The sequence below is a fragment of the Streptomyces sp. NPDC046876 genome (genome assembly GCF_040645035.1).
Classification (GTDB): domain Bacteria; phylum Actinomycetota; class Actinomycetes; order Streptomycetales; family Streptomycetaceae; genus Streptomyces.
On the sequence record NZ_JBEYXK010000025.1, the window covers coordinates 1 to 17,013 of the forward strand.

General features: G+C 73.3%; 16 protein-coding genes. 9 read left to right on the forward strand and 7 right to left on the reverse strand.

The annotated features are described in order from the left end of the window. Positions 1-116: 116 nt before the first annotated feature. The 4 genes from ilvD to ABZ924_RS16210 all read right to left on the reverse strand — a co-directional run bounded on the left by ilvD (position 117) and on the right by ABZ924_RS16210 (position 4,678). Positions 117-1,967, reverse strand: a complete 1,851-nt coding sequence (ilvD, locus tag ABZ924_RS16195) for a dihydroxy-acid dehydratase (RefSeq protein WP_361909192.1) — start codon at positions 1,965-1,967, stop codon at positions 117-119. 125 nt (positions 1,968-2,092) lie between these two features. Continuing rightward, positions 2,093-2,782 (reverse strand): TetR family transcriptional regulator, encoded by a 690-nt coding sequence (locus ABZ924_RS16200; RefSeq protein ID WP_361909194.1) that lies wholly within the window; start codon positions 2,780-2,782, stop codon positions 2,093-2,095. Next, positions 2,779-3,615 carry a sugar phosphate isomerase/epimerase gene (locus ABZ924_RS16205; RefSeq protein ID WP_361909197.1) on the reverse strand — a complete coding sequence of 279 codons (837 nt, stop codon included), beginning with the start codon at positions 3,613-3,615 and terminating at the stop codon, positions 2,779-2,781. The genes ABZ924_RS16200 and ABZ924_RS16205 overlap by 4 nt, the downstream gene beginning before the upstream one ends. 115 nt (positions 3,616-3,730) lie before the next feature. After that, positions 3,731-4,678 (reverse strand): Ppx/GppA phosphatase family protein, encoded by a 948-nt coding sequence (locus tag ABZ924_RS16210; protein ID WP_361909199.1) that lies wholly within the window; start codon positions 4,676-4,678, stop codon positions 3,731-3,733. A gap of 63 nt (positions 4,679-4,741) precedes the next feature. Between ABZ924_RS16210 and ABZ924_RS16215 the strand changes: the two genes are divergently transcribed. Then, the gene (locus tag ABZ924_RS16215) at positions 4,742-5,575 is read left to right on the forward strand and encodes a hypothetical protein (RefSeq protein ID WP_361909202.1); all 834 of its coding nucleotides are present in this window, start codon (positions 4,742-4,744) and stop codon (positions 5,573-5,575) included. 102 nt (positions 5,576-5,677) lie between these two features. Here the strand turns inward: ABZ924_RS16215 and ABZ924_RS16220 are convergent, their stop codons facing one another. Both ABZ924_RS16220 and ABZ924_RS16225 read right to left on the reverse strand, forming a co-directional pair. After that, entirely contained in the window at positions 5,678-5,878 is a 201-nt protein-coding gene (locus tag ABZ924_RS16220) for an antitoxin (protein ID WP_361909205.1), read from the reverse strand. An 83-nt stretch (positions 5,879-5,961) separates the two neighbouring features. Continuing rightward, the gene (locus tag ABZ924_RS16225; protein ID WP_361909208.1) at positions 5,962-7,698 is read right to left on the reverse strand and encodes a hypothetical protein; all 1,737 of its coding nucleotides are present in this window, start codon (positions 7,696-7,698) and stop codon (positions 5,962-5,964) included. Between the two features lie 208 nt (positions 7,699-7,906). Here ABZ924_RS16225 and radA point away from each other — a divergent pair, with 208 nt between their 5' ends. Together radA and disA are read left to right on the forward strand one after the other, a co-directional pair. After that, positions 7,907-9,319 carry a DNA repair protein RadA gene (radA, locus tag ABZ924_RS16230; protein WP_361909211.1) on the forward strand — a complete coding sequence of 471 codons (1,413 nt, stop codon included), beginning with the start codon at positions 7,907-7,909 and terminating at the stop codon, positions 9,317-9,319. Positions 9,320-9,467: 148 nt separating this feature from the next. Further along, positions 9,468-10,592 carry a DNA integrity scanning diadenylate cyclase DisA gene (gene disA, locus ABZ924_RS16235; RefSeq protein ID WP_361909214.1) on the forward strand — a complete coding sequence of 375 codons (1,125 nt, stop codon included), beginning with the start codon at positions 9,468-9,470 and terminating at the stop codon, positions 10,590-10,592. Positions 10,593-10,670: 78 nt separating this feature from the next. Here the strand turns inward: disA and ABZ924_RS16240 are convergent, their stop codons facing one another. Continuing rightward, positions 10,671-11,483: a hypothetical protein gene (locus ABZ924_RS16240; RefSeq protein WP_361909400.1), complete on the reverse strand. Its 813-nt coding sequence runs from the start codon at positions 11,481-11,483 to the stop codon at positions 10,671-10,673. 169 nt (positions 11,484-11,652) lie between these two features. Between ABZ924_RS16240 and ABZ924_RS16245 the strand changes: the two genes are divergently transcribed. From ABZ924_RS16245 to cseC, 6 genes are all read left to right on the forward strand, one after another. Beyond that, complete coding sequence (locus ABZ924_RS16245) at positions 11,653-12,267, forward strand: phosphatase PAP2 family protein (RefSeq protein ID WP_361909217.1); 615 nt, start codon at positions 11,653-11,655, stop codon at positions 12,265-12,267. A gap of 22 nt (positions 12,268-12,289) precedes the next feature. After that, positions 12,290-13,255, forward strand: a complete 966-nt coding sequence (locus ABZ924_RS16250; protein WP_361909220.1) for an A/G-specific adenine glycosylase — start codon at positions 12,290-12,292, stop codon at positions 13,253-13,255. A gap of 163 nt (positions 13,256-13,418) precedes the next feature. Continuing rightward, positions 13,419-13,979: a SigE family RNA polymerase sigma factor gene (locus tag ABZ924_RS16255; RefSeq protein WP_361909222.1), complete on the forward strand. Its 561-nt coding sequence runs from the start codon at positions 13,419-13,421 to the stop codon at positions 13,977-13,979. Positions 13,980-14,017: 38 nt separating this feature from the next. Then, positions 14,018-14,638: a hypothetical protein gene (locus ABZ924_RS16260; protein WP_361909225.1), complete on the forward strand. Its 621-nt coding sequence runs from the start codon at positions 14,018-14,020 to the stop codon at positions 14,636-14,638. Between the two features lie 9 nt (positions 14,639-14,647). After that, positions 14,648-15,340: a two-component system response regulator CseB gene (gene cseB / locus ABZ924_RS16265; RefSeq protein ID WP_361909228.1), complete on the forward strand. Its 693-nt coding sequence runs from the start codon at positions 14,648-14,650 to the stop codon at positions 15,338-15,340. Beyond that, positions 15,337-16,650 carry a two-component system sensor histidine kinase CseC gene (gene cseC, locus ABZ924_RS16270; RefSeq protein WP_361909231.1) on the forward strand — a complete coding sequence of 438 codons (1,314 nt, stop codon included), beginning with the start codon at positions 15,337-15,339 and terminating at the stop codon, positions 16,648-16,650. The genes cseB and cseC overlap by 4 nt, the downstream gene beginning before the upstream one ends. The last annotated feature ends 363 nt before the right edge of the window (positions 16,651-17,013 follow it).

Here is a 17,013-nt window from a genome sequence, read left to right on the forward strand (position 1 = left end):
CGCGCCTCAAACGCCGGCGGGGCTGGAGTTGCCGGACCTCCGCTGCGAAAGCGCGGGGTAGCCGTGGGCTCCGCCCGGGGTGGTCGGGCGGAGCCCAGGGGTCCGGGCACGGCCCGTTAGGCCAGCTTGGAGACGTCGCGGACGGCGCCCTTGTCGGCGCTGGTTGCCATGGCGGCGTACGCACGCAGGGCCGCCGAGACCTGGCGCTCGCGGTTCTTCGGGGCGTACACGCCGCCAAGGGCCTCGCGCCGGGCCGCCAGCGTGGCCTCGTCGACCAGGAGCTCGATCGAGCGGTTCGGGATGTCGATGCGGATCCGGTCGCCGTCCTCGACCAGGGCGATGGTGCCGCCCGAAGCCGCCTCCGGCGAGGCGTGGCCGATGGACAGCCCCGAGGTGCCGCCGGAGAAGCGGCCGTCGGTGATCAGCGCGCAGGTCTTGCCCAGGCCGCGGCCCTTGAGGAAGGAGGTCGGGTAGAGCATCTCCTGCATGCCGGGGCCGCCGCGCGGGCCCTCGTAGCGGATGACCACCACGTCGCCGGGCTTGACCTGCTTCGTCAGGATCTTCTCCACCGCCTCGTCCTGCGATTCGCAGACCACCGCCGGGCCCTCGAAGGTCCAGATGGACTCGTCCACGCCGGCCGTCTTCACCACGCAGCCGTCTTCGGCGATGTTGCCCTTGAGGACGGCGAGGCCGCCGTCCTTGCTGTACGCGTGCTCGACGGAGCGGATGCAGCCGCCCTCGGCGTCGAGGTCGAGGGACTCCCAGCGCTCGGACTGGGAGAAGGCGGTGGCGGAGCGCTTGCAGCCGGGGGCGGCGTGCCACAGTTCCATGGCTTCGGCGGAGGCGGTGCCGCTGCGGGCGTCCCACGTGCCGAGCCAGTCCTCCAGGTTGGCCGAGTGGACCGTCGTGACGTCCTTGTTCAGCAGGCCGCCGCGGTGGAGCTCGCCGAGGATGGCGGGGATGCCGCCGGCGCGGTGCACGTCCTCCATGTAGTACGTGCCGCCGGGGGCGACGTTCGGGGCGACCTTCGCCAGGCAGGGGACGCGGCGCGAGACCTCGTCGATGTCCTTGAGGTCGTAGTCCAGGCCCGCTTCCTGGGCGGCGGCCAGCAGGTGGAGGATCGTGTTGGTCGAGCCGCCCATCGCGATGTCCAGGGCCATGGCGTTCTCGAAGGCCTGGCGGGTGGCGATGTTGCGGGGCAGGACGGAGTAGTCGTCCTGCTCGTAGTGGCGCTTGGTGATCTCGACGACCGTCCGACCCGCCTCCTCGTACAGGGCGCGGCGGGCGGTGTGCGTGGCGAGGACGGAGCCGTTGCCGGGCAGGGCCAGGCCGATGGCCTCGGCGAGGCAGTTCATCGAGTTGGCGGTGAACATGCCGGAACAGGAGCCGCAGGTCGGGCAGGCGTTCTCCTCGATGCGCAGGACGTCCGCGTCGGAGATGTTCTCGTTGGACGCGTCGACCATGGCGTCGATCAGGTCGAGCTTGCGGACGGTGCCGTCGACGAGGGTGGCCTGGCCGGCCTCCATGGGGCCACCGGAGACGAAGACGACCGGGATGTTGAGGCGCATGGCGGCCATCAGCATGCCGGGGGTGATCTTGTCGCAGTTGGAGATGCAGATCAGGGCGTCGGCGCAGTGGGCCTCGACCATGTACTCGACGCTGTCCGCGATCAGGTCGCGGGAGGGGAGGGAGTAGAGCATGCCGGCGTGACCCATGGCGATGCCGTCGTCCACCGCGATGGTGTTGAACTCGCGCGGGACCGCGCCGGCGGCGCGGATGGCGTCGGAGACGATCCGGCCGACGGGGGCGAGGTGGGTGTGGCCGGGGACGAACTCCGTGAAGGAGTTGGCGACCGCGATGATCGGCTTGCCGATGTCCTCGCTCGCTACGCCCGAGGCGCGCATCAGGGCGCGGGCGCCCGCCATGTTGCGGCCGTGGGTGACAGTGCGGGACCTCAGCTCGGGCATCGGGTTCACTCCCCATGAGTGCGGTGGCGTGTGTGCGCCGCCGCGACTGTGGATATGGCTCGGTTACGAGGCTACGCCCCCGGCCCGGGATACGGACAGCTCGTCCGGATGTCGGGACGGGAGGGTCAGTCTTCGGTCAGGTAGCGCTGCAGGGTGGGGGCCACCAAGGCGACGATCTCCTCCGGGTCGGCGGAGGCGAGGGGCTCGACCTGGACCACGTACCGCAGGATCGCGATGCCGACCATGTGCGAGGCGGCCAGCTCGGCCCGGAAGGTGGGCTCGGGGACGTCGAGGTCGGCGGCGACCCGCTCGAGGACGTGGCGCAGGACCAGCCCGCGCAGCACCTTGGCGGCGGCCTCGTGGGTGAGGGCCGAGCGGATCACGGCGAGGAGCGGTGCCCGGGTGACGGGGTTCTCCCAGATGCCCAGGAAGTAGCGGGCCAGGCGTTCGCCGATGCCGTCGGGGCCTTCGCCGAGGACGGCGGGGACGACGAGGGCGGGCTCCATGCTGAGCTCGATCGCGGTGGCGAAGAGCTCGTCCTTGCTGCCGAAGTAGTGGTGGACCAGGGCCGGGTCGACGCCGGCGGCTTTGGCGATGCCGCGGACGGAGGTCTTGTCGTAGCCGCGCGCGGCGAACTCGGAGCGGGCGGCGAGGCGGATGCGCTCCTGGGTGCCGGGGCCGTCGTCGGCCTCGTCCTGGCGGGGCCGGCCGGGGCCGCGGCGGCGGCGGACGGGCTTGGGGGGCTGGGGCGGCTCGGAAGCCCGGGGCGGCGGGGAGTCCTCGGGCTGCGGCGGCTCGGCGGCGGGCTCGGTCACGGGCGGCGGGCCGGGGTCGTACGGGAGGCGGAGGCCGCGGCCAGGTGGAGGCGGGTGAAGGCCAGGGCCTCGGCGAGGTCGGCCTCGCGCTCCGCCGACGACATGGCGCGGCGGGTGTTGACCTCGATCACGACGTGCCCGGTGAAGCCGTTCACGGCGAGGCGTTCCAGCAGCTCGGCGCAGGGCTGGGTGCCGCGGCCGGGGACGAGGTGCTCGTCCTTGGCGGAGCCGTTGCCGTCGGCGAGGTGGACGTGGGCGAGGCGGTCGCCCATGCGGTCGACCATGGCGGTGGCGTCGGTGCGGGCGGTCGCGGTGTGGGAGAGGTCGACCGTGAAGTGGCGGTAGTCGTCCTTCGTGACGTCCCATTCGGGGGCGTACGCGAGCATCTCGCGGTCGCGGTAGCGCCAGGGGTACATGTTCTCCACGGCGAAGCGGACGTCGGTCTCCTCGGCCATCCGCCAGATGCCGGTGACGAAGTCCCGGGCGTACTGGCGCTGCCAGCGAAAGGGCGGGTGGACGACGACGGTGCTCGCGCCGAGCCGTTCGGCGGCCGCCCGGGCGCGCTGGAGCTTGGTCCACGGGTCGGTGGACCAGACGCGCTGGGTGATCAGCAGGCAGGGGGCGTGGACGGCGAGGACCGGGATGCCGTGGGTGTCGGAGAGGCGGCGCAGGGCGTCGACGTCCTGGCTGACCGGGTCCGTCCAGACCATGACCTCGACGCCGTCGTAGCCGAGGCGTGCGGCGATCTCGAAGGCGGTCGCCGTCGACTCCGGGTAGACGGAGGCGGTGGAGAGGGCGACTTTCGCGGTCGGGATGCGGACTGGTTCTGCCACGGGGACAGGGTACCGATGGCCTGCCGGGCCGGCTCCGGGCCCGGCGCTCTCCCCCGGCGTCCGGGCGTCGGACCGGGCGTCGGACCGGCTGCCGGAACGAGCGCCGCGCCGGGCGTCAGGTCGCGAGGTGGGTGTCATTGGGCAGGTGGTCCAGGCGGCGCAGGATGACGCCCTCGCGCAGGGCCCACGGACAGATCTCCAGCGTCTCCACGCCGAACAGGTCCATCGCGCCCTCGGCGACCAGCGCGCCGGCCAGCAGCTGGGCGGCGCGCCCCTCGGAGACGCCGGGCAGGGCGGAGCGCTGGGCGGTCGTCATCGCCGCGAGCCGCGGCACCCACTCCTCCAGGTCCTTGCGGTTGAGGTCGCGCTGGACGTAGAGCCCGTCGGCGGAGCGGGCGGCGCCCGCTATGCGGGCCAGCTGCTTGAACGTCTTGGAGGTGGCGACGACGTGGTCCGGCGCCCCGAAGCGGGCGAACTCGCCGACCGTGCGGGCGATCTGGGCGCGGGCGTGGCGGCGCAGCGCGCGCACGTCGGCCGGGTCCGGCGGGTCGCCGGGGAGCCAGCCCGAGGTGAGGCGGCCGGCGCCCAGCGGGAGGGAGACGGCTGCGTCCGGGTCCTCGTCGATGCCGTACGCGATCTCCAGGGAGCCGCCGCCGATGTCGAGGACGAGCAGCTTGCCCGCGGACCAGCCGAACCAGCGGCGGGCGGCCAGGAAGGTCAGCCGGGCCTCGTCCTCGCCGCTGAGGATGGGCAGGTCGACGCCGGTCTCGGCCTTGACCCGGGCCAGGACCTCGTCGGCGTTGGTGGCCTCGCGCACGGCGCTGGTCGCGAAGGGAAGGACGTCCTCGCAGCCCTTGTCCTCGGCGGCCTGCACGGCGCCGGCGATCACCGCGAGGAGGCGCTCTATGCCCTCGGGGGTGACCGCTCCGTGCTCGTCGAGCAGCTGCGCGAGGCGCAGTTCCACTTTGTGGGAGTGCGCGGGCAGCGGGCGCGCACCGGGGTGCGCGTCCACCACGAGGAGGTGGATCGTGTTGGAACCCACGTCAAGGACACCGAGTCTCATACGAGGAAACGCTACTGTGCGGCAGGAGTATGGGTGGCGTAAGGGGCGCTTAGGCTTGGGTTTGTGCCAAATATGAAGAAGGCCAACAAGTCCAAGAACACCAAGAAGGCCAAGGCCGCCGCGGATGCCGCGGGTGCCGTGGCCGCAGTCGCCGGTGACGAGAAGGGGCTCGACTTCGCCCGGGCCTGGGTGGAGTTCCCCGACCCCGCCGACGCCGAGCAGGTCTTCCGCTGCGACCTGACGTGGCTGACCTCGCGCTGGACGTGCATCTTCGGGAGCGGCTGCCAGGGCATCCAGGCCGGGCGGGCGGACGACGGCTGCTGCACGCTGGGCGCGCACTTCTCCGACGAGGACGACGAGAAGCGGGTCGCCGAGCACGTGGCGCGGCTGTCGCCGGAGCTGTGGCAGTTCCACGACGTGGGCACCGCGTCGGGGTGGGTGCAGAAGGACGAGGACGGCGAGCGGCAGACACGCCGCTACGAGGGGGCCTGCATCTTCCTGAACCGGCCCGGCTTCCCGGCCGGTGCCGGCTGCTCGCTGCACATCCTGGCGCTGCGCGAGGGGCGCGAGCCGCTGGAGACCAAGCCGGACGTCTGCTGGCAGCTGCCGATCCGGCGTACGTACGAGTGGATCGACCGGCCGGACGACACGCGGGTGCTCCAGGTGTCGATCGGGGAGTACGACCGGCGCGGCTGGGGGCCGGGCGGGCACGACCTGCACTGGTGGTGCACGTCGGCGACCTCGGCGCACGGGGCCGGGGAGCCGGTGTACGTGTCGTACCGGGCGGAGCTGACGGAGCTGATGGGCAAGGAGGGGTACGCGGAGCTGGTGAAGCACTGCGAGGCCCGGCTGGCCTCCCTGCTGCCGATGGCCCCGCACCCCGCGGACCCGGTGTAGGTCCACCGGCGCTGACCCGGCTCCGGGCTGCGCGCGGCCCGGCCGGCCCTCTGGGGCTGCGGCCGGGCCGTGCTGGTCTGAGGGGGCGCCCGGAAGGGTCGGCTACGGCTGGGGCGGGTTCTCGCGGTCCTGCGGGTGGCCGGTGCCGAACTGGTGGCGGAGCTTCTCCTGGGCCATGTCGACCTGGGTCTGGTACTTGCTCTGGGTCTTCTCGTCGACCATGTCACCGCCCTTGTCGATGGCCTGGTCCGCCTGGGACTCGTGGCCCTTCAGCATGTGCTTGAGCTTGTCCAGCATGCTCATCTCGGCCTCCTCGGCCTCGGTGGTCCCGACCCCTCCAGGGTGGCCGCGGTGATCCCGATGCGCATGTCGTGGCCGCGGCGCACCTAGGGGGTGGCGGAGGCGGTGCCGTCCGGGGGTGCGGAAGCCGTTCCTTCGGATGCGGTCGGTGTCGGGGTGGGCGTCGGCGCCGGGGGCTCCGTGGGGGTCGGGGTCCCGGTGGGCGTGGGGGTCGGCTGCGGAGACTGCGTCGGCGGGGTCGGGGTCGGCGTCGGCTGCGGGGACTGCGTCGGCGGGGTCGGGGTGGGCGTGGGCGCGGGGCGGCCGCGGCCGCGGATGGCGATCACCGCTCCGGCCGGGTCCACGCCGACGCGGGCCGTCCAGGCGCCGACGGGCTCCTCGTCGGGGTCGACGGCGATGCGCACGGTGAGCGATGCGCCGGGGGCGAGGGTGCCGGCCGTGCGGTCGGCGCGCAGCCAGGGGGCGTCGGACCACAGCCGCCAGTCCACGGGGGCCCCGCCCGAGGCGGTGAGGGTGAGGGTGGTGGTGTTCCCGTACGAGGTGGCGGCGACGGTGAGGCGGCCGGGGGCGCCGGGTCCGCCGGGTCGGTCGGGCGCGGCCGGCGGGCCGGCGCTGATCACCTCGACGGAGACGTCGGCGGGGGGCGCGGCGCGGCCGGTGGGGAAGCCGGGGGCGCCGGTGGCGTGGGCGGTGCTGCCGGCGTTCTCGAAGGTCCTCATCGGGCGGCCGCCGGTGTGCGGCAGCGGCAGCTCGGACTCGCTGGCGGAGATCCGGGCTCCGTCGGTGCCGGGCTCGCCGGTGCTGGGCGCTCCCCGGTACGCGGCCCACAGGGCCAGGACGGGGGCGGCGACGACGGTGGCGACGACGGTGGTGGTCACGGCCCGGGCGCGCAGTCGGTCGCGGCGGGCGGCGCGGTCCCTGGGGTCCAGCGGGAAGCCGGTGCGGTCGAAGCGCGGGGCGGGGCGGCGGCCGCGGCCGGTGCGCTGCATGGCGGCGTGGACGGCGGTGCGGGGGGCTTGGACCAAGGGGAGGGCCGCGTCGACGCCGCAGGAGCCGGGCCAGGGTGCGGCGGCGTCGACGCGTTCGGCGACGCGGCGACATCGGGGGCAGTCGTCGACGTGCCGGACGAGTTCGGCGCGCAGGGTGGTGGAGAGCAGGACCTGTCCGTCGCCGGCGGTGAGCCGGGAGACCGAGGGGCAGCCGCCGGTCTCGACGACGGCGAGGGCGGCGCGGGTGCGCTCGACCTCGCAGGCGGCGCCGGCGAGGAGTTCGCGGGCGGTGGCGGGGGGCGTGCCGAGGACGGCGGCGAGCTCGGGGACGCCGAGCCGGTGGCGGACGGCGAGTTCGAGGGCCTCGCGCTGTTCGGGCGTGGTGCCGGCGGCCTCGGGCCAGGCGAGGCGGGCCAGCTCGGTGCGGCGGTAGGCGCTGACGTCAAGGGGGCGGTGTGCCTCCGGCGCCCGTTCCGCTTCGGTGTGCGCGGGCGTGCGCCGGGCGGAATGCGCCCCCTTGCGGAGGCGCCGCTGGTCGGTCAGCCGGCGCAGGCAGCCCCAGCGGGCGAGGGCGTACAGCCAGGCCCGCCGTTCGCCCTCGTCGGGGCAGCGGCCCGGGTGGCGGTCGGCGACGGCGAGGACCTCGGCCAGCACGTCGGTGGCGCTGTCGTGGTCGCACAGGACCGACAGGCAGTAGGTGAACAGGCCGTCCAGGTACGGCTCGTGCCGGAAGGGGGGCGGCTGCTGTCCTTCGGGTCCCTCGGGGGGCGTGCGCCCGTGCGCCCGTTGTGCGCCGGGGCGCCGGGCGGCGGTTTCCTGGTTGCGGCTGGTCACCCTGGCGAAGGTAGGCCGCCGTCCCGCGACGGCCGTGAAGCCTTGAGCTGTTTTAGCCCTTACGGGTGACGAGATCGAACATGCGCTGACCGCGGCCCTGACGCGTGGCGTGCGCAGCCGAGTACGCAGCCGAGTGCGGAGCCGGTCGGCAGCCGGCTGGGCAGCCGCACGGGCGGGACTGTCGGCGGGGCCCGATACCGTGGTCGGCATGGCTGCCCGTACATCCCGATCGTCCGCCAAGGACCGGCCCTCCTACCGCTGCTCCGAGTGCGGCTGGACGACCGCGAAATGGCTCGGGCGGTGCCCCGAGTGCCAGGCCTGGGGCACCGTCGAGGAGATGGGCGCGCCCGCCGTGCGGACCACCGCGGCCGGGCGCGTCTCCACCGCCGCGCTCCCCATCGCCCAGGTCGACGGCCGCACGGCGACCGCCCGCAGCACGGGTGTCGACGAGCTGGACCGGGTCCTGGGCGGCGGCCTCGTGCCCGGCGCGGTGGTGCTGCTGGCGGGCGAGCCGGGCGTCGGCAAGTCGACGCTGCTGCTGGACGTGGCGGCGAAGGCCGCGAGCGGCGACCACCGCACGCTGTACGTGACGGGCGAGGAGTCGGCGAGCCAGGTGCGGCTGCGGGCCGACCGGATCAACGCGCTCAGCGACCACCTGTACCTGGCTGCGGAGACCGATCTGTCGGCGGTCCTCGGGCACCTCGACGCCGTGAAGCCCTCCCTGCTGGTCCTGGACTCCGTACAGACCGTGGCCTCGCCGGAGATCGACGGCGCCCCCGGCGGCATGGCACAGGTGCGGGAGGTGGCCGGGGCGCTGATCCGGGCCTCCAAGGAGCGCGGGATGGCCACCCTGCTCGTCGGGCACGTCACCAAGGACGGGGCCATCGCGGGCCCGAGGCTGCTGGAGCACCTGGTGGACGTGGTGCTCAGCTTCGAGGGCGACCGGCACGCCCGGCTGCGCCTGGTGCGCGGTGTCAAGAACCGGTACGGGGCCACCGACGAGGTGGGCTGCTTCGAGCTGCACGACGAGGGGATCACCGGGCTCGCCGACCCGAGCGGGCTGTTCCTGACCCGGCGCGCCGAGCCGGTCCCGGGGACCTGTCTGACGGTGACGCTGGAGGGCAAGCGGCCGCTGGTCGCCGAGGTGCAGGCGCTGACGGTGGATTCGCAGATCCCCTCGCCGCGGCGGACCACCTCGGGCCTGGAGACCTCCCGGGTGTCGATGATGCTGGCGGTGCTGGAGCAGCGCGGGCGGATCACCGCGCTCGGCAAGCGCGACATCTACAGCGCCACCGTGGGCGGGGTGAAGCTGACCGAGCCGGCCGCGGACCTGGCCATCGCGCTGGCCCTGGCGTCGGCCGCGAGCGATGTGCCGCTGCCGAAGAACCTGGTGGCGATCGGGGAGGTCGGCCTCGCGGGCGAGGTGCGCCGGGTGACCGGGGTGCAGCGGCGGCTGGCGGAGGCGCACCGGCTCGGTTTCACGCACGCGCTGGTGCCGGTCGATCCGGGGAAGGTGCCGCCCGGCATGAAGGTCACGGAGGTCGCGGACATGGGCGATGCCCTGCGTGTTCTGCCGCGGCGGCGCTCCCGCCCGACGGCCCGCGAGGAGGCTCCGCAGTAGCCCCGCAGGAGCCGCGGGACGGCCCCGCGCAGGGGCCCCCGGGGGCGCACCTGGCCAAGCCACGGCGGGCGCGCAGCGCGCGCCGGTAGACTTTGTGCTGGTCCGCCCGGCCGTGTGCAGGCGGCGCAACCGCGACCGGAGGAGTGCAGTGGCAGCCAAGGACGGGGCAGCAGCATCCGGGAAGTCGGGCGCGAGCTCCAGGCAGGAGGCCATGATGCGTGCCTCGCTGAGCGCGGTCGCACCTGGTCAGCCCCTGCGCGACGGCCTGGAGAGGATCGTCCGCGGCAACACCGGCGGCCTCATCGTCCTCGGGATGGACAAGACCGTCGAGGCGATGTGCACGGGTGGTTTCGTCCTGGATGTCGAGTTCACCGCGACCCGGCTGCGCGAGCTGTGCAAGCTCGACGGCGCCCTCATCCTCGACAAGGACCTCACCAAGATCCTGCGGGCCGGCGTGCAGCTGGTGCCGGACGCGTCGATCCCGACGGAGGAGACCGGCACCCGGCACCGCACCGCGGACCGGGTGTCCAAGCAGTGCGGCTTCCCGGTCGTGTCCGTCTCGCAGTCGATGCGGCTGATCGCCCTGTACGTGAACGGGGAGCGCCGCGTCCTGGAGGAGTCGGGCGCGATCCTGTCCCGGGCGAACCAGGCGCTGGCCACGCTGGAGCGGTACAAGCTGCGGCTCGACGAGGTCGCGGGCACGCTGTCTGCGCTGGAGATCGAGGATCTGGTCACGGTGCGCGACGTGACGGCGGTCGCGCAGCGGCTGGAAATGGTTCGCCGGATTGCCACGGAAATCGCGGAGTACGTGGTCGAACTGGGCACGGACGGCAGGCTGCTGTCGCTGCAGCTGGACGAGCTGACGGTCGGGATCGAGCAGGAGCGCGAGCTCGTGATCCGGGACTACGTGCCGGAGCCGACGGCGAAGCGGTCGCGGACGGTGGACGAGGCGCTGCCCGCGCTGGACGCCCTGTCGCACGCGGAGCTGCTGGAGCTGGGCATCGTGGCGAAGGCGCTGGGGTACACGGGCTCTCCGGAGACCCTGGACTCGGCGGTGTCCCCGCGCGGCTACCGGCTGCTGGCGAAGGTGCCGCGGCTGCCGGGGGCGATCATCGAGCGGCTGGTGGAGCACTTCGGCGGGCTGCAGAAGCTGCTGGCGGCCGGCGTGGACGACCTGCAGACGGTGGACGGGGTCGGCGAGGCCCGCGCCCGCAGCGTCCGCGAGGGCCTGTCGCGGCTGGCGGAGTCCTCGATCCTGGAACGCTACGTCTGAGAAAAGCACCCCGCAGACGAGCCGAGGGCCCGGGCGCACCAGCGCGCCCGGGCCCTCGCCGTTGCGGTGGCCGTGTCCCTAGTCGTGCTTCAGCACGAAGGAGGTCCGTGCCACCGGCATGCCGGGGGACTTGACCTCCACCACGTAGGTGTCGGGGGCGGCGGTGCCCGCCGGGGGCGTCTGGCACTGGTCGGGAGCACTGAACCTGCGGTCCCACTCCAGGGACTGCTTCGTCTCGCCCTGCGCGGGGACGCGGAAGAAGGCGCTGCCGGCGCCCGCGGGGCAGTCCGCCGAGGACCACACCGCCTTGTTGCCGGTGGCCTGGAGGATGGTCAGCACGGCCTGCTTCGGGCCGAGGTCGACCTTGCAGGTGGTGCCGGAGACGTTGCGGGCGATCAGTTCCAGCCGGGGCTTCTCGTTGGCCTCGTACTCGTTCTTGACGCTCTTGACCTCCCACTGCAGCCCGCTCGTGGAGCAGGTGGGCAGCGGGGAGTCCGCGGGAATCGGGAGCGCGCCGCCCGCCGAGCCCGCGCCGCCGGCCCCGCTGCCGCCCGAGGCGCTGCCGCCCCCGGCGCCCGCGGCAGAACCGAAGCCCGCGCTCCCGCCCGAACCGGAACCGGCGCCCGGATCACCGTTCTTGCCGGCCGCTGCGCCCGAATCGCCGCGTCCGCCCGGGGCTTGACTGATCGCCGGGCCGCTGCCGGAGGGTCCGGGGGTGATCGAGGCGGCGGGGTCGGGTCCCTTCTGGCCCTTTCCGTTCGTACTCGACGTGCCCCCACCGGAACTGACGGCCCATACGGCGAGAAGCGCGATGAGCGCGACGACGGAAGCCAGCACGGCCCTCCGTCGCCAGTAGATGGAGGAGGGGAGCGGCCCGACCGGATTGCGCATAGATCCCACGGACGGAACTCTACGAGAACCGGCGGCCCGTTCCGTGCCCCACATGCCGCGCAACCGGCGCGTTTTGCCGATGATCATCTTGGGTGGCGGGAGCGGACCGACGAGATTCGGCCAGGGGTCCCGCACGGGGCCGCCGCCCCGTTGAGTACGGTCGGTGACCATGGATTCTTCCGGTCTTTACCGCGACATCACCGATTCCGCCCACGAGGCGCCCGGCTGGGTTCAGTCGGCGTTCGAGTCGTGGACCGAGTACGGCCTCCTGCTGTTCGGGCTGCTGTTCGTAGCCGTGTGGTGGCGGGCCCGCGGCCGCCGCGGCCCGCGCCCCCTCGCCCTGGCCGTCCTCGCCCCGCTCGCCACGGCCCTCGGGTACGTGGTCTCGGAGGTGGTGAAGTCCTTTGTGGAGGAGGAGCGTCCGTGCCGCGCGGTCGCCCGGGCCGCTGCCTCGCTCGTGCCGTGCCCGCCGCCCGGCGACTGGTCCTTCCCGAGCAACCACTCCGCGATCGCGGGCGCCGCGGCCGTCGCCCTGGCCCTCGCGGTGCGCCGGCTGGCGCTGCTGACGGTGCCGGTGGCGCTGCTGATGGCGTACTCCCGGGTCTTCGTCGGCGTGCACTACCCGCACGACGTGGGCATCGGCCTGCTGACCGGCGGCCTCACCGCCGCGCTCGCCGTCCTCGCCCTGGCCGGTCCGATCAGTACGATCACCGGCGCCATGCGGGCGAGCGACAACCGGGCGGCACGGTGGTTCACCGGGGCGGGCTCCGCGCGCCGGGCCTGAAACGTGCCAGGATTCCTGTGTCATGACTGCATCCCGGACATCCCACGAGACCCCCGAGACGACCGAGCCCATCGAGGCCGCCGAGGCCGCGGCCGCCGTCTCCCACGCGCTGCACTCCCCGGTCATCGCCTGGTTCGAGGAGCACGCCCGCGACCTGCCCTGGCGCCGCCCCGAGGCCGGGCCCTGGGGCGTCATGGTCAGCGAGTTCATGCTCCAGCAGACGCCCGTGAGCCGGGTCCTGCCCGTGTACGAGCAGTGGCTCGCCCGCTGGCCCCGGCCCGCCGACCTGGCGGCCGAGGCGCCCGGTGAGGCCGTACGCGCCTGGGGGCGGCTCGGCTACCCGCGGCGGGCGCTGCGCCTGCACGGCGCGGCCGTCGCGATAACGGAGCGGCACGGGGGCGACGTACCGCGCGAGCACGCGCAGCTGCTGGCGCTGCCCGGGATCGGCGAGTACACGGCGGCCGCGGTGGCCTCGTTTGCGTACGGGCAGCGGCACGCGGTGCTCGACACCAACGTCCGCCGCGTCTTCGCGCGGACCACGACCGGGGTCGAGTACCCGCCCAACGCCACGACGGCCGCCGAGCGGCGCCTGGCCAAGGCCCTGCTGCCCGAGGACGACACGACCGCCGCCCGCTGGGCGGCGGCCTCGATGGAGCTCGGGGCGCTGGTGTGCACGGCCAAGAACCCGGACTGCACGCGCTGCCCGGTTGCCTCGCTGTGCGCGTGGCGGCTGGCGGGCAGGCCCGCGCACGACGGCCCGCCGCGCCGCGGCCAGACGTACGCCGGCACCGACCGGCAGGTCCGCGGCAAGCTGCTGGCCGTGCTCCGCGAGGCGGTCGGACCGGTTCCGCAGGCCGTGCTCGACACCGTCTGGGACGAACCCGTCCAGCGCGCCCGGGCCCTGGACGGCCTGGTGTCCGACGGGCTGGTGGAGCCCCTCTCCGGCGGGAACTACCGCCTGCCGCAGCACCGCCCCCGAGCTGACTGATCCATTCCGCTTCCTCGTCCCGAAACCGCAGCTCACGGGCGTTGTTACACAACCTATGGGTGTCCGTGCGCCCACCGCAGGCTGGCCCGCACAGGCTCGTGACAACGCCTCCGTACCGTCGTCCCGTCGGGCAGCAGCGGTACGGAACGGGAGGCGGTCAGAGATGGCGCACGGCGAGGTACTCGGATTCGAGGAGTACGTACGCAGCCGGCAGGACGCGCTGCTGCGCAGCGCCCGGCGCCTGGTCCCGGACCCCACCGACGCCCAGGACCTCCTCCAGACCGCCCTGGTGCGCACCTACGGCCGCTGGGACGGCATCGCCGACAAGGCCCTCGCCGACGCCTACCTGCGCCGCGTCATGATCAACACCCGTACGGAGTGGTGGCGCGCCCGCAAGCTCGAGGAAGTCCCCACCGAGCAGCTCCCGGACGCCTCCGTCGAGGACGGCACCGAGCAGCGCGCCGACCGCGCCCTGCTGATGGACATCCTCAAGGTGCTCGCGCCCAAGCAGCGCAGCGTGGTGGTCCTGCGGCACTGGGAGCAGATGAGCACGGAGGAGACCGCTGCCGCTCTCGGCATGTCTACCGGTACCGTGAAGAGCACCCTGCACCGCGCGCTGGCCCGCCTCCGGCAGGAACTGGAGAGCCGGGACCTGGACATGCGCGCGCTGGAGCGCGGTGAGCACACCACCAGGTACGAGGGGCGTGAGCGGTGCGCGGCCTGAAAGGCCAAAGATTGAGCGGCAAAGGTCCGCTGGTATTGATGTCGGCGGGGACGGTCGTCCTCGTCGGCACTGTGCTGTTCGCGGCCGGCTGCTCGACCACCGGCACGGGCCTGCGCGACGGCGGCCCGGCCCGCACGGAAGCGGTGGCGAAAACGGGCGGGGCGAGCACCCCGCCGCCCTCCCCCACCCAGAGCCGCCCGTACAAGAAGGTCGACCCGATCGCCCTCCTCATGGCGGACCCGAAGGTGGGCCCCGAGGTCAAAAGGGACCTCAAGCCCTGCTCGGGCAAGGAGTACCCGGTGGACGTCAGCTACGGAAAGCTGACGGACAACACCGTCACGGACATCGTCGTCAACGTCCTGTCCTGCGCCGACGCACTGGGACGCGGCTCGTACGTGTACCGCTCCATGAACAACAAGTACGAGAATGTCTTCTCGGACGAGCAGCCGCCCGTCTACGCGGAGATCGACCGGGGCGACCTGGTGCTCACCAAGCCGGTCTACGGCAAGAGCGACGCGCTCGCCTACCCGTCCGGCGAGGACGTGATCACCTACCACTGGAACGGCGAGAAGTTCGCCGAACAGGACCGCGTGCACACCGACTACAGCAACATCGACGGCGGGGCCCAGCCCGCACCGGCGATCAGCCCGAAGAACTGAGGCCTGCGCATGACCCATGTCCTGTTCGTGGAGGACGACGACGTCATCCGCGAGGCCACGACCCTGGCGCTGGAGCGCGACGGGTTCGAGGTCACCGCCATGCCCGACGGCCTCTCCGGCCTGGAGTCCTTCCGGGCCGACCGGCCCGACATCGCCCTGCTCGACGTGATGGTCCCCGGCATGGACGGCGTGAGCCTGTGCCGCCGCATCCGCGACGAGTCGACCGTCCCGGTCATCATGCTCTCGGCCCGCGCCGACTCCATCGACGTCGTCCTCGGCCTCGAGGCCGGTGCGGACGACTACGTCACCAAGCCCTTCGACGGCTCCGTCCTGGTGGCCCGCATCCGCGCGGTCCTGCGCCGCTTCGGCCACGCGGGCAACAACACGGACAACCCCACCGACGACACCACGGAACGGGGCACCCTCACCTTCGGCGACCTCGAAGTCGACACGGAAGGCATGGAGGTCCGCAAGTCGGGCGCCCCGGTGGCCCTCACCCCCACGGAAATGCGCCTGCTCCTCGAGTTCTCCTCCGCCCCCAACACGGTCCTCTCCCGCGACCGCCTCCTGGAACGCGTCTGGGACTACGACTGGGGCGGCGACACCCGCGTCGTAGACGTCCACGTGCAGCGCCTGCGCACCAAGATCGGACAGGACCGCATCGAAACGGTCCGGGGCTTCGGATACAAGCTCAAGGGATGAGACGCTTCACCTTCCGCACGGGCATCCGCTGGAAGATCGCCACGGCCATCGCCTCCGTCGCCGCGCTCGTCGTCGTCGCCCTGAGCCTGGTCGTGCACAGCGGTGCCCGCACGTCGATGCTGGACAGCGCCCGCGAGGTGCAGCTCGACCGGGTGCAGTTCATCTCCCGCAACGTCGAGGCCGGCCGCAGACCGCCCATGGGCGCCAAGCTGAACGACCCCGACCTCCCCACCGACCTTCGCGAAAAGGCCAAATCAGGCCGCCGGGGCACCTACATCCAGGAATCCCCCAAAGGCCTCCCCGAAGTCTGGGCGGCGGTCCCCCTCGGCAACGGCCAGGTCCTCTCCCTCCACACCACGTTCAAGGACAGCGCCAAACTGATGCGCGACCTGGACCGCGCCCTCGTGGTGGGCTCGCTCTCGGCCGTCGTCACGGGCGCGGCCTTCGGCGTCCTGATCGGCGGCCAGATCTCCCGCCGCCTGCGCAAAGCGGCCGCCGCCGCCCAACGCGTCGCGCACGGCGACCCGGACGTCCGCGTCCGCGACGCCGTCGGCGGCGTCGTCCGCGACGAAACCGACGACCTCGCGCGCGCCGTGGACGCCATGGCCGACGCCCTCCAGCAACGCCTGGAAGCCGAACGCCGCGTCACCGCCGACATCGCCCACGAACTGCGCACCCCCGTCACGGGCCTGCTGACCGCCGCCGAACTCCTCCCTCCCGGCCGTCCCACCGAACTGGTCCGCGACCGCGCCCAGGCCATGCGCGTCCTGGTCGAGGACGTCCTCGAAGTGGCCCGCCTGGACGGCGCATCGGAACGGGCCGAACTCCAGGACGTGGCCCTGGGCGAATTCGTCAGCCGCCGCGTGGCAGCCCTCATGCCCGAAGCCTCCGTCCGCGTCGTCGCCGACGAAATCGTCAGCACCGACCCCCGCCGCCTCGAACGCATCCTGGGCAACCTCCTGGCCAACGCCGCCCGCTACGGCCACCCCCCGGTCCAGGTCGACATCGAGGGCCGCGTCGTCCGCGTCCGCGACCACGGCCCCGGCTTCCCCGAAGCCCTGCTCCGCGAGGGCCCGAGCCGCTTCCGTACGGGCTCCACCGACCGCGCCGGAGTCGGCCACGGCCTCGGCCTCACCATCGCCGAAGGCCAAGCCCGCGTCCTGGGCGCCCGCCTGACGTTCCGCAACGTGGCGGCCCCACCCGGCCCGGACCGCGAACCCGCCTCGGCGGGCGCCGTGGCCGTCCTCTGGCTCCCGGAACACGCCCCGACGACGACGGGCAGCTTCCCGATCATCCAGATCCCCACGTGAGCCGTCAGACCGCACAAGGAACGGCGACCGGACCGAATACCGACCCGAGGCCGCCAACCCAGGACGCCCACGCAGCGATCGAAGGCGCCCCGAACCAAGGCCCGGCATCTCGGACAAGGCCAAGAGGACACACGACCCCCTGGCCATCCTTCGGGGGCTTCCCGTCAGCTCTTTGGCATTTCGGGGTGGGACGGCGGGTCAAGGGTGGCCGAAGGCCATCGCGAAGCGACGCGACGAAGGAGCGCCCTTGACGCGCCGGCCCGCACCGAAAGGACAATGGGCGGCCGGGACGCCCCCGTACACCTCCCGATCCCGCCCGGCGAGGATCACGGATCGGCACCGGCCCGTACGGCTGTGCGGTCC

What these genes read in the sequence shown, in the direction of transcription:
- ABZ924_RS16245 (WP_361909217.1), top strand. Translation starts at nt 11,653, where the DNA reads ATGGATTCTTCCGGTCTTTACCGCGACATCACCGATTCCGCCCACGAG.
- ABZ924_RS16255 (WP_361909222.1), top strand. Translation starts at nt 13,419, where the DNA reads ATGGCGCACGGCGAGGTACTCGGATTCGAGGAGTACGTACGCAGCCGG.
- ABZ924_RS16260 (WP_361909225.1), top strand. Translation starts at nt 14,018, where the DNA reads ATGTCGGCGGGGACGGTCGTCCTCGTCGGCACTGTGCTGTTCGCGGCC.
- radA (WP_361909211.1), top strand. Translation starts at nt 7,907, where the DNA reads ATGGCTGCCCGTACATCCCGATCGTCCGCCAAGGACCGGCCCTCCTAC.
- ABZ924_RS16210 (WP_361909199.1), bottom strand. Translation starts at nt 4,678, where the DNA reads ATGAGACTCGGTGTCCTTGACGTGGGTTCCAACACGATCCACCTCCTC.
- cseB (WP_361909228.1), top strand. Translation starts at nt 14,648, where the DNA reads ATGACCCATGTCCTGTTCGTGGAGGACGACGACGTCATCCGCGAGGCC.
- cseC (WP_361909231.1), top strand. Translation starts at nt 15,337, where the DNA reads ATGAGACGCTTCACCTTCCGCACGGGCATCCGCTGGAAGATCGCCACG.
- ABZ924_RS16250 (WP_361909220.1), top strand. Translation starts at nt 12,290, where the DNA reads ATGACTGCATCCCGGACATCCCACGAGACCCCCGAGACGACCGAGCCC.
- ABZ924_RS16240 (WP_361909400.1), bottom strand. Translation starts at nt 11,483, where the DNA reads ATGCGCAATCCGGTCGGGCCGCTCCCCTCCTCCATCTACTGGCGACGG.
- ilvD (WP_361909192.1), bottom strand. Translation starts at nt 1,967, where the DNA reads ATGCCCGAGCTGAGGTCCCGCACTGTCACCCACGGCCGCAACATGGCG.
- ABZ924_RS16220 (WP_361909205.1), bottom strand. Translation starts at nt 5,878, where the DNA reads ATGAGCATGCTGGACAAGCTCAAGCACATGCTGAAGGGCCACGAGTCC.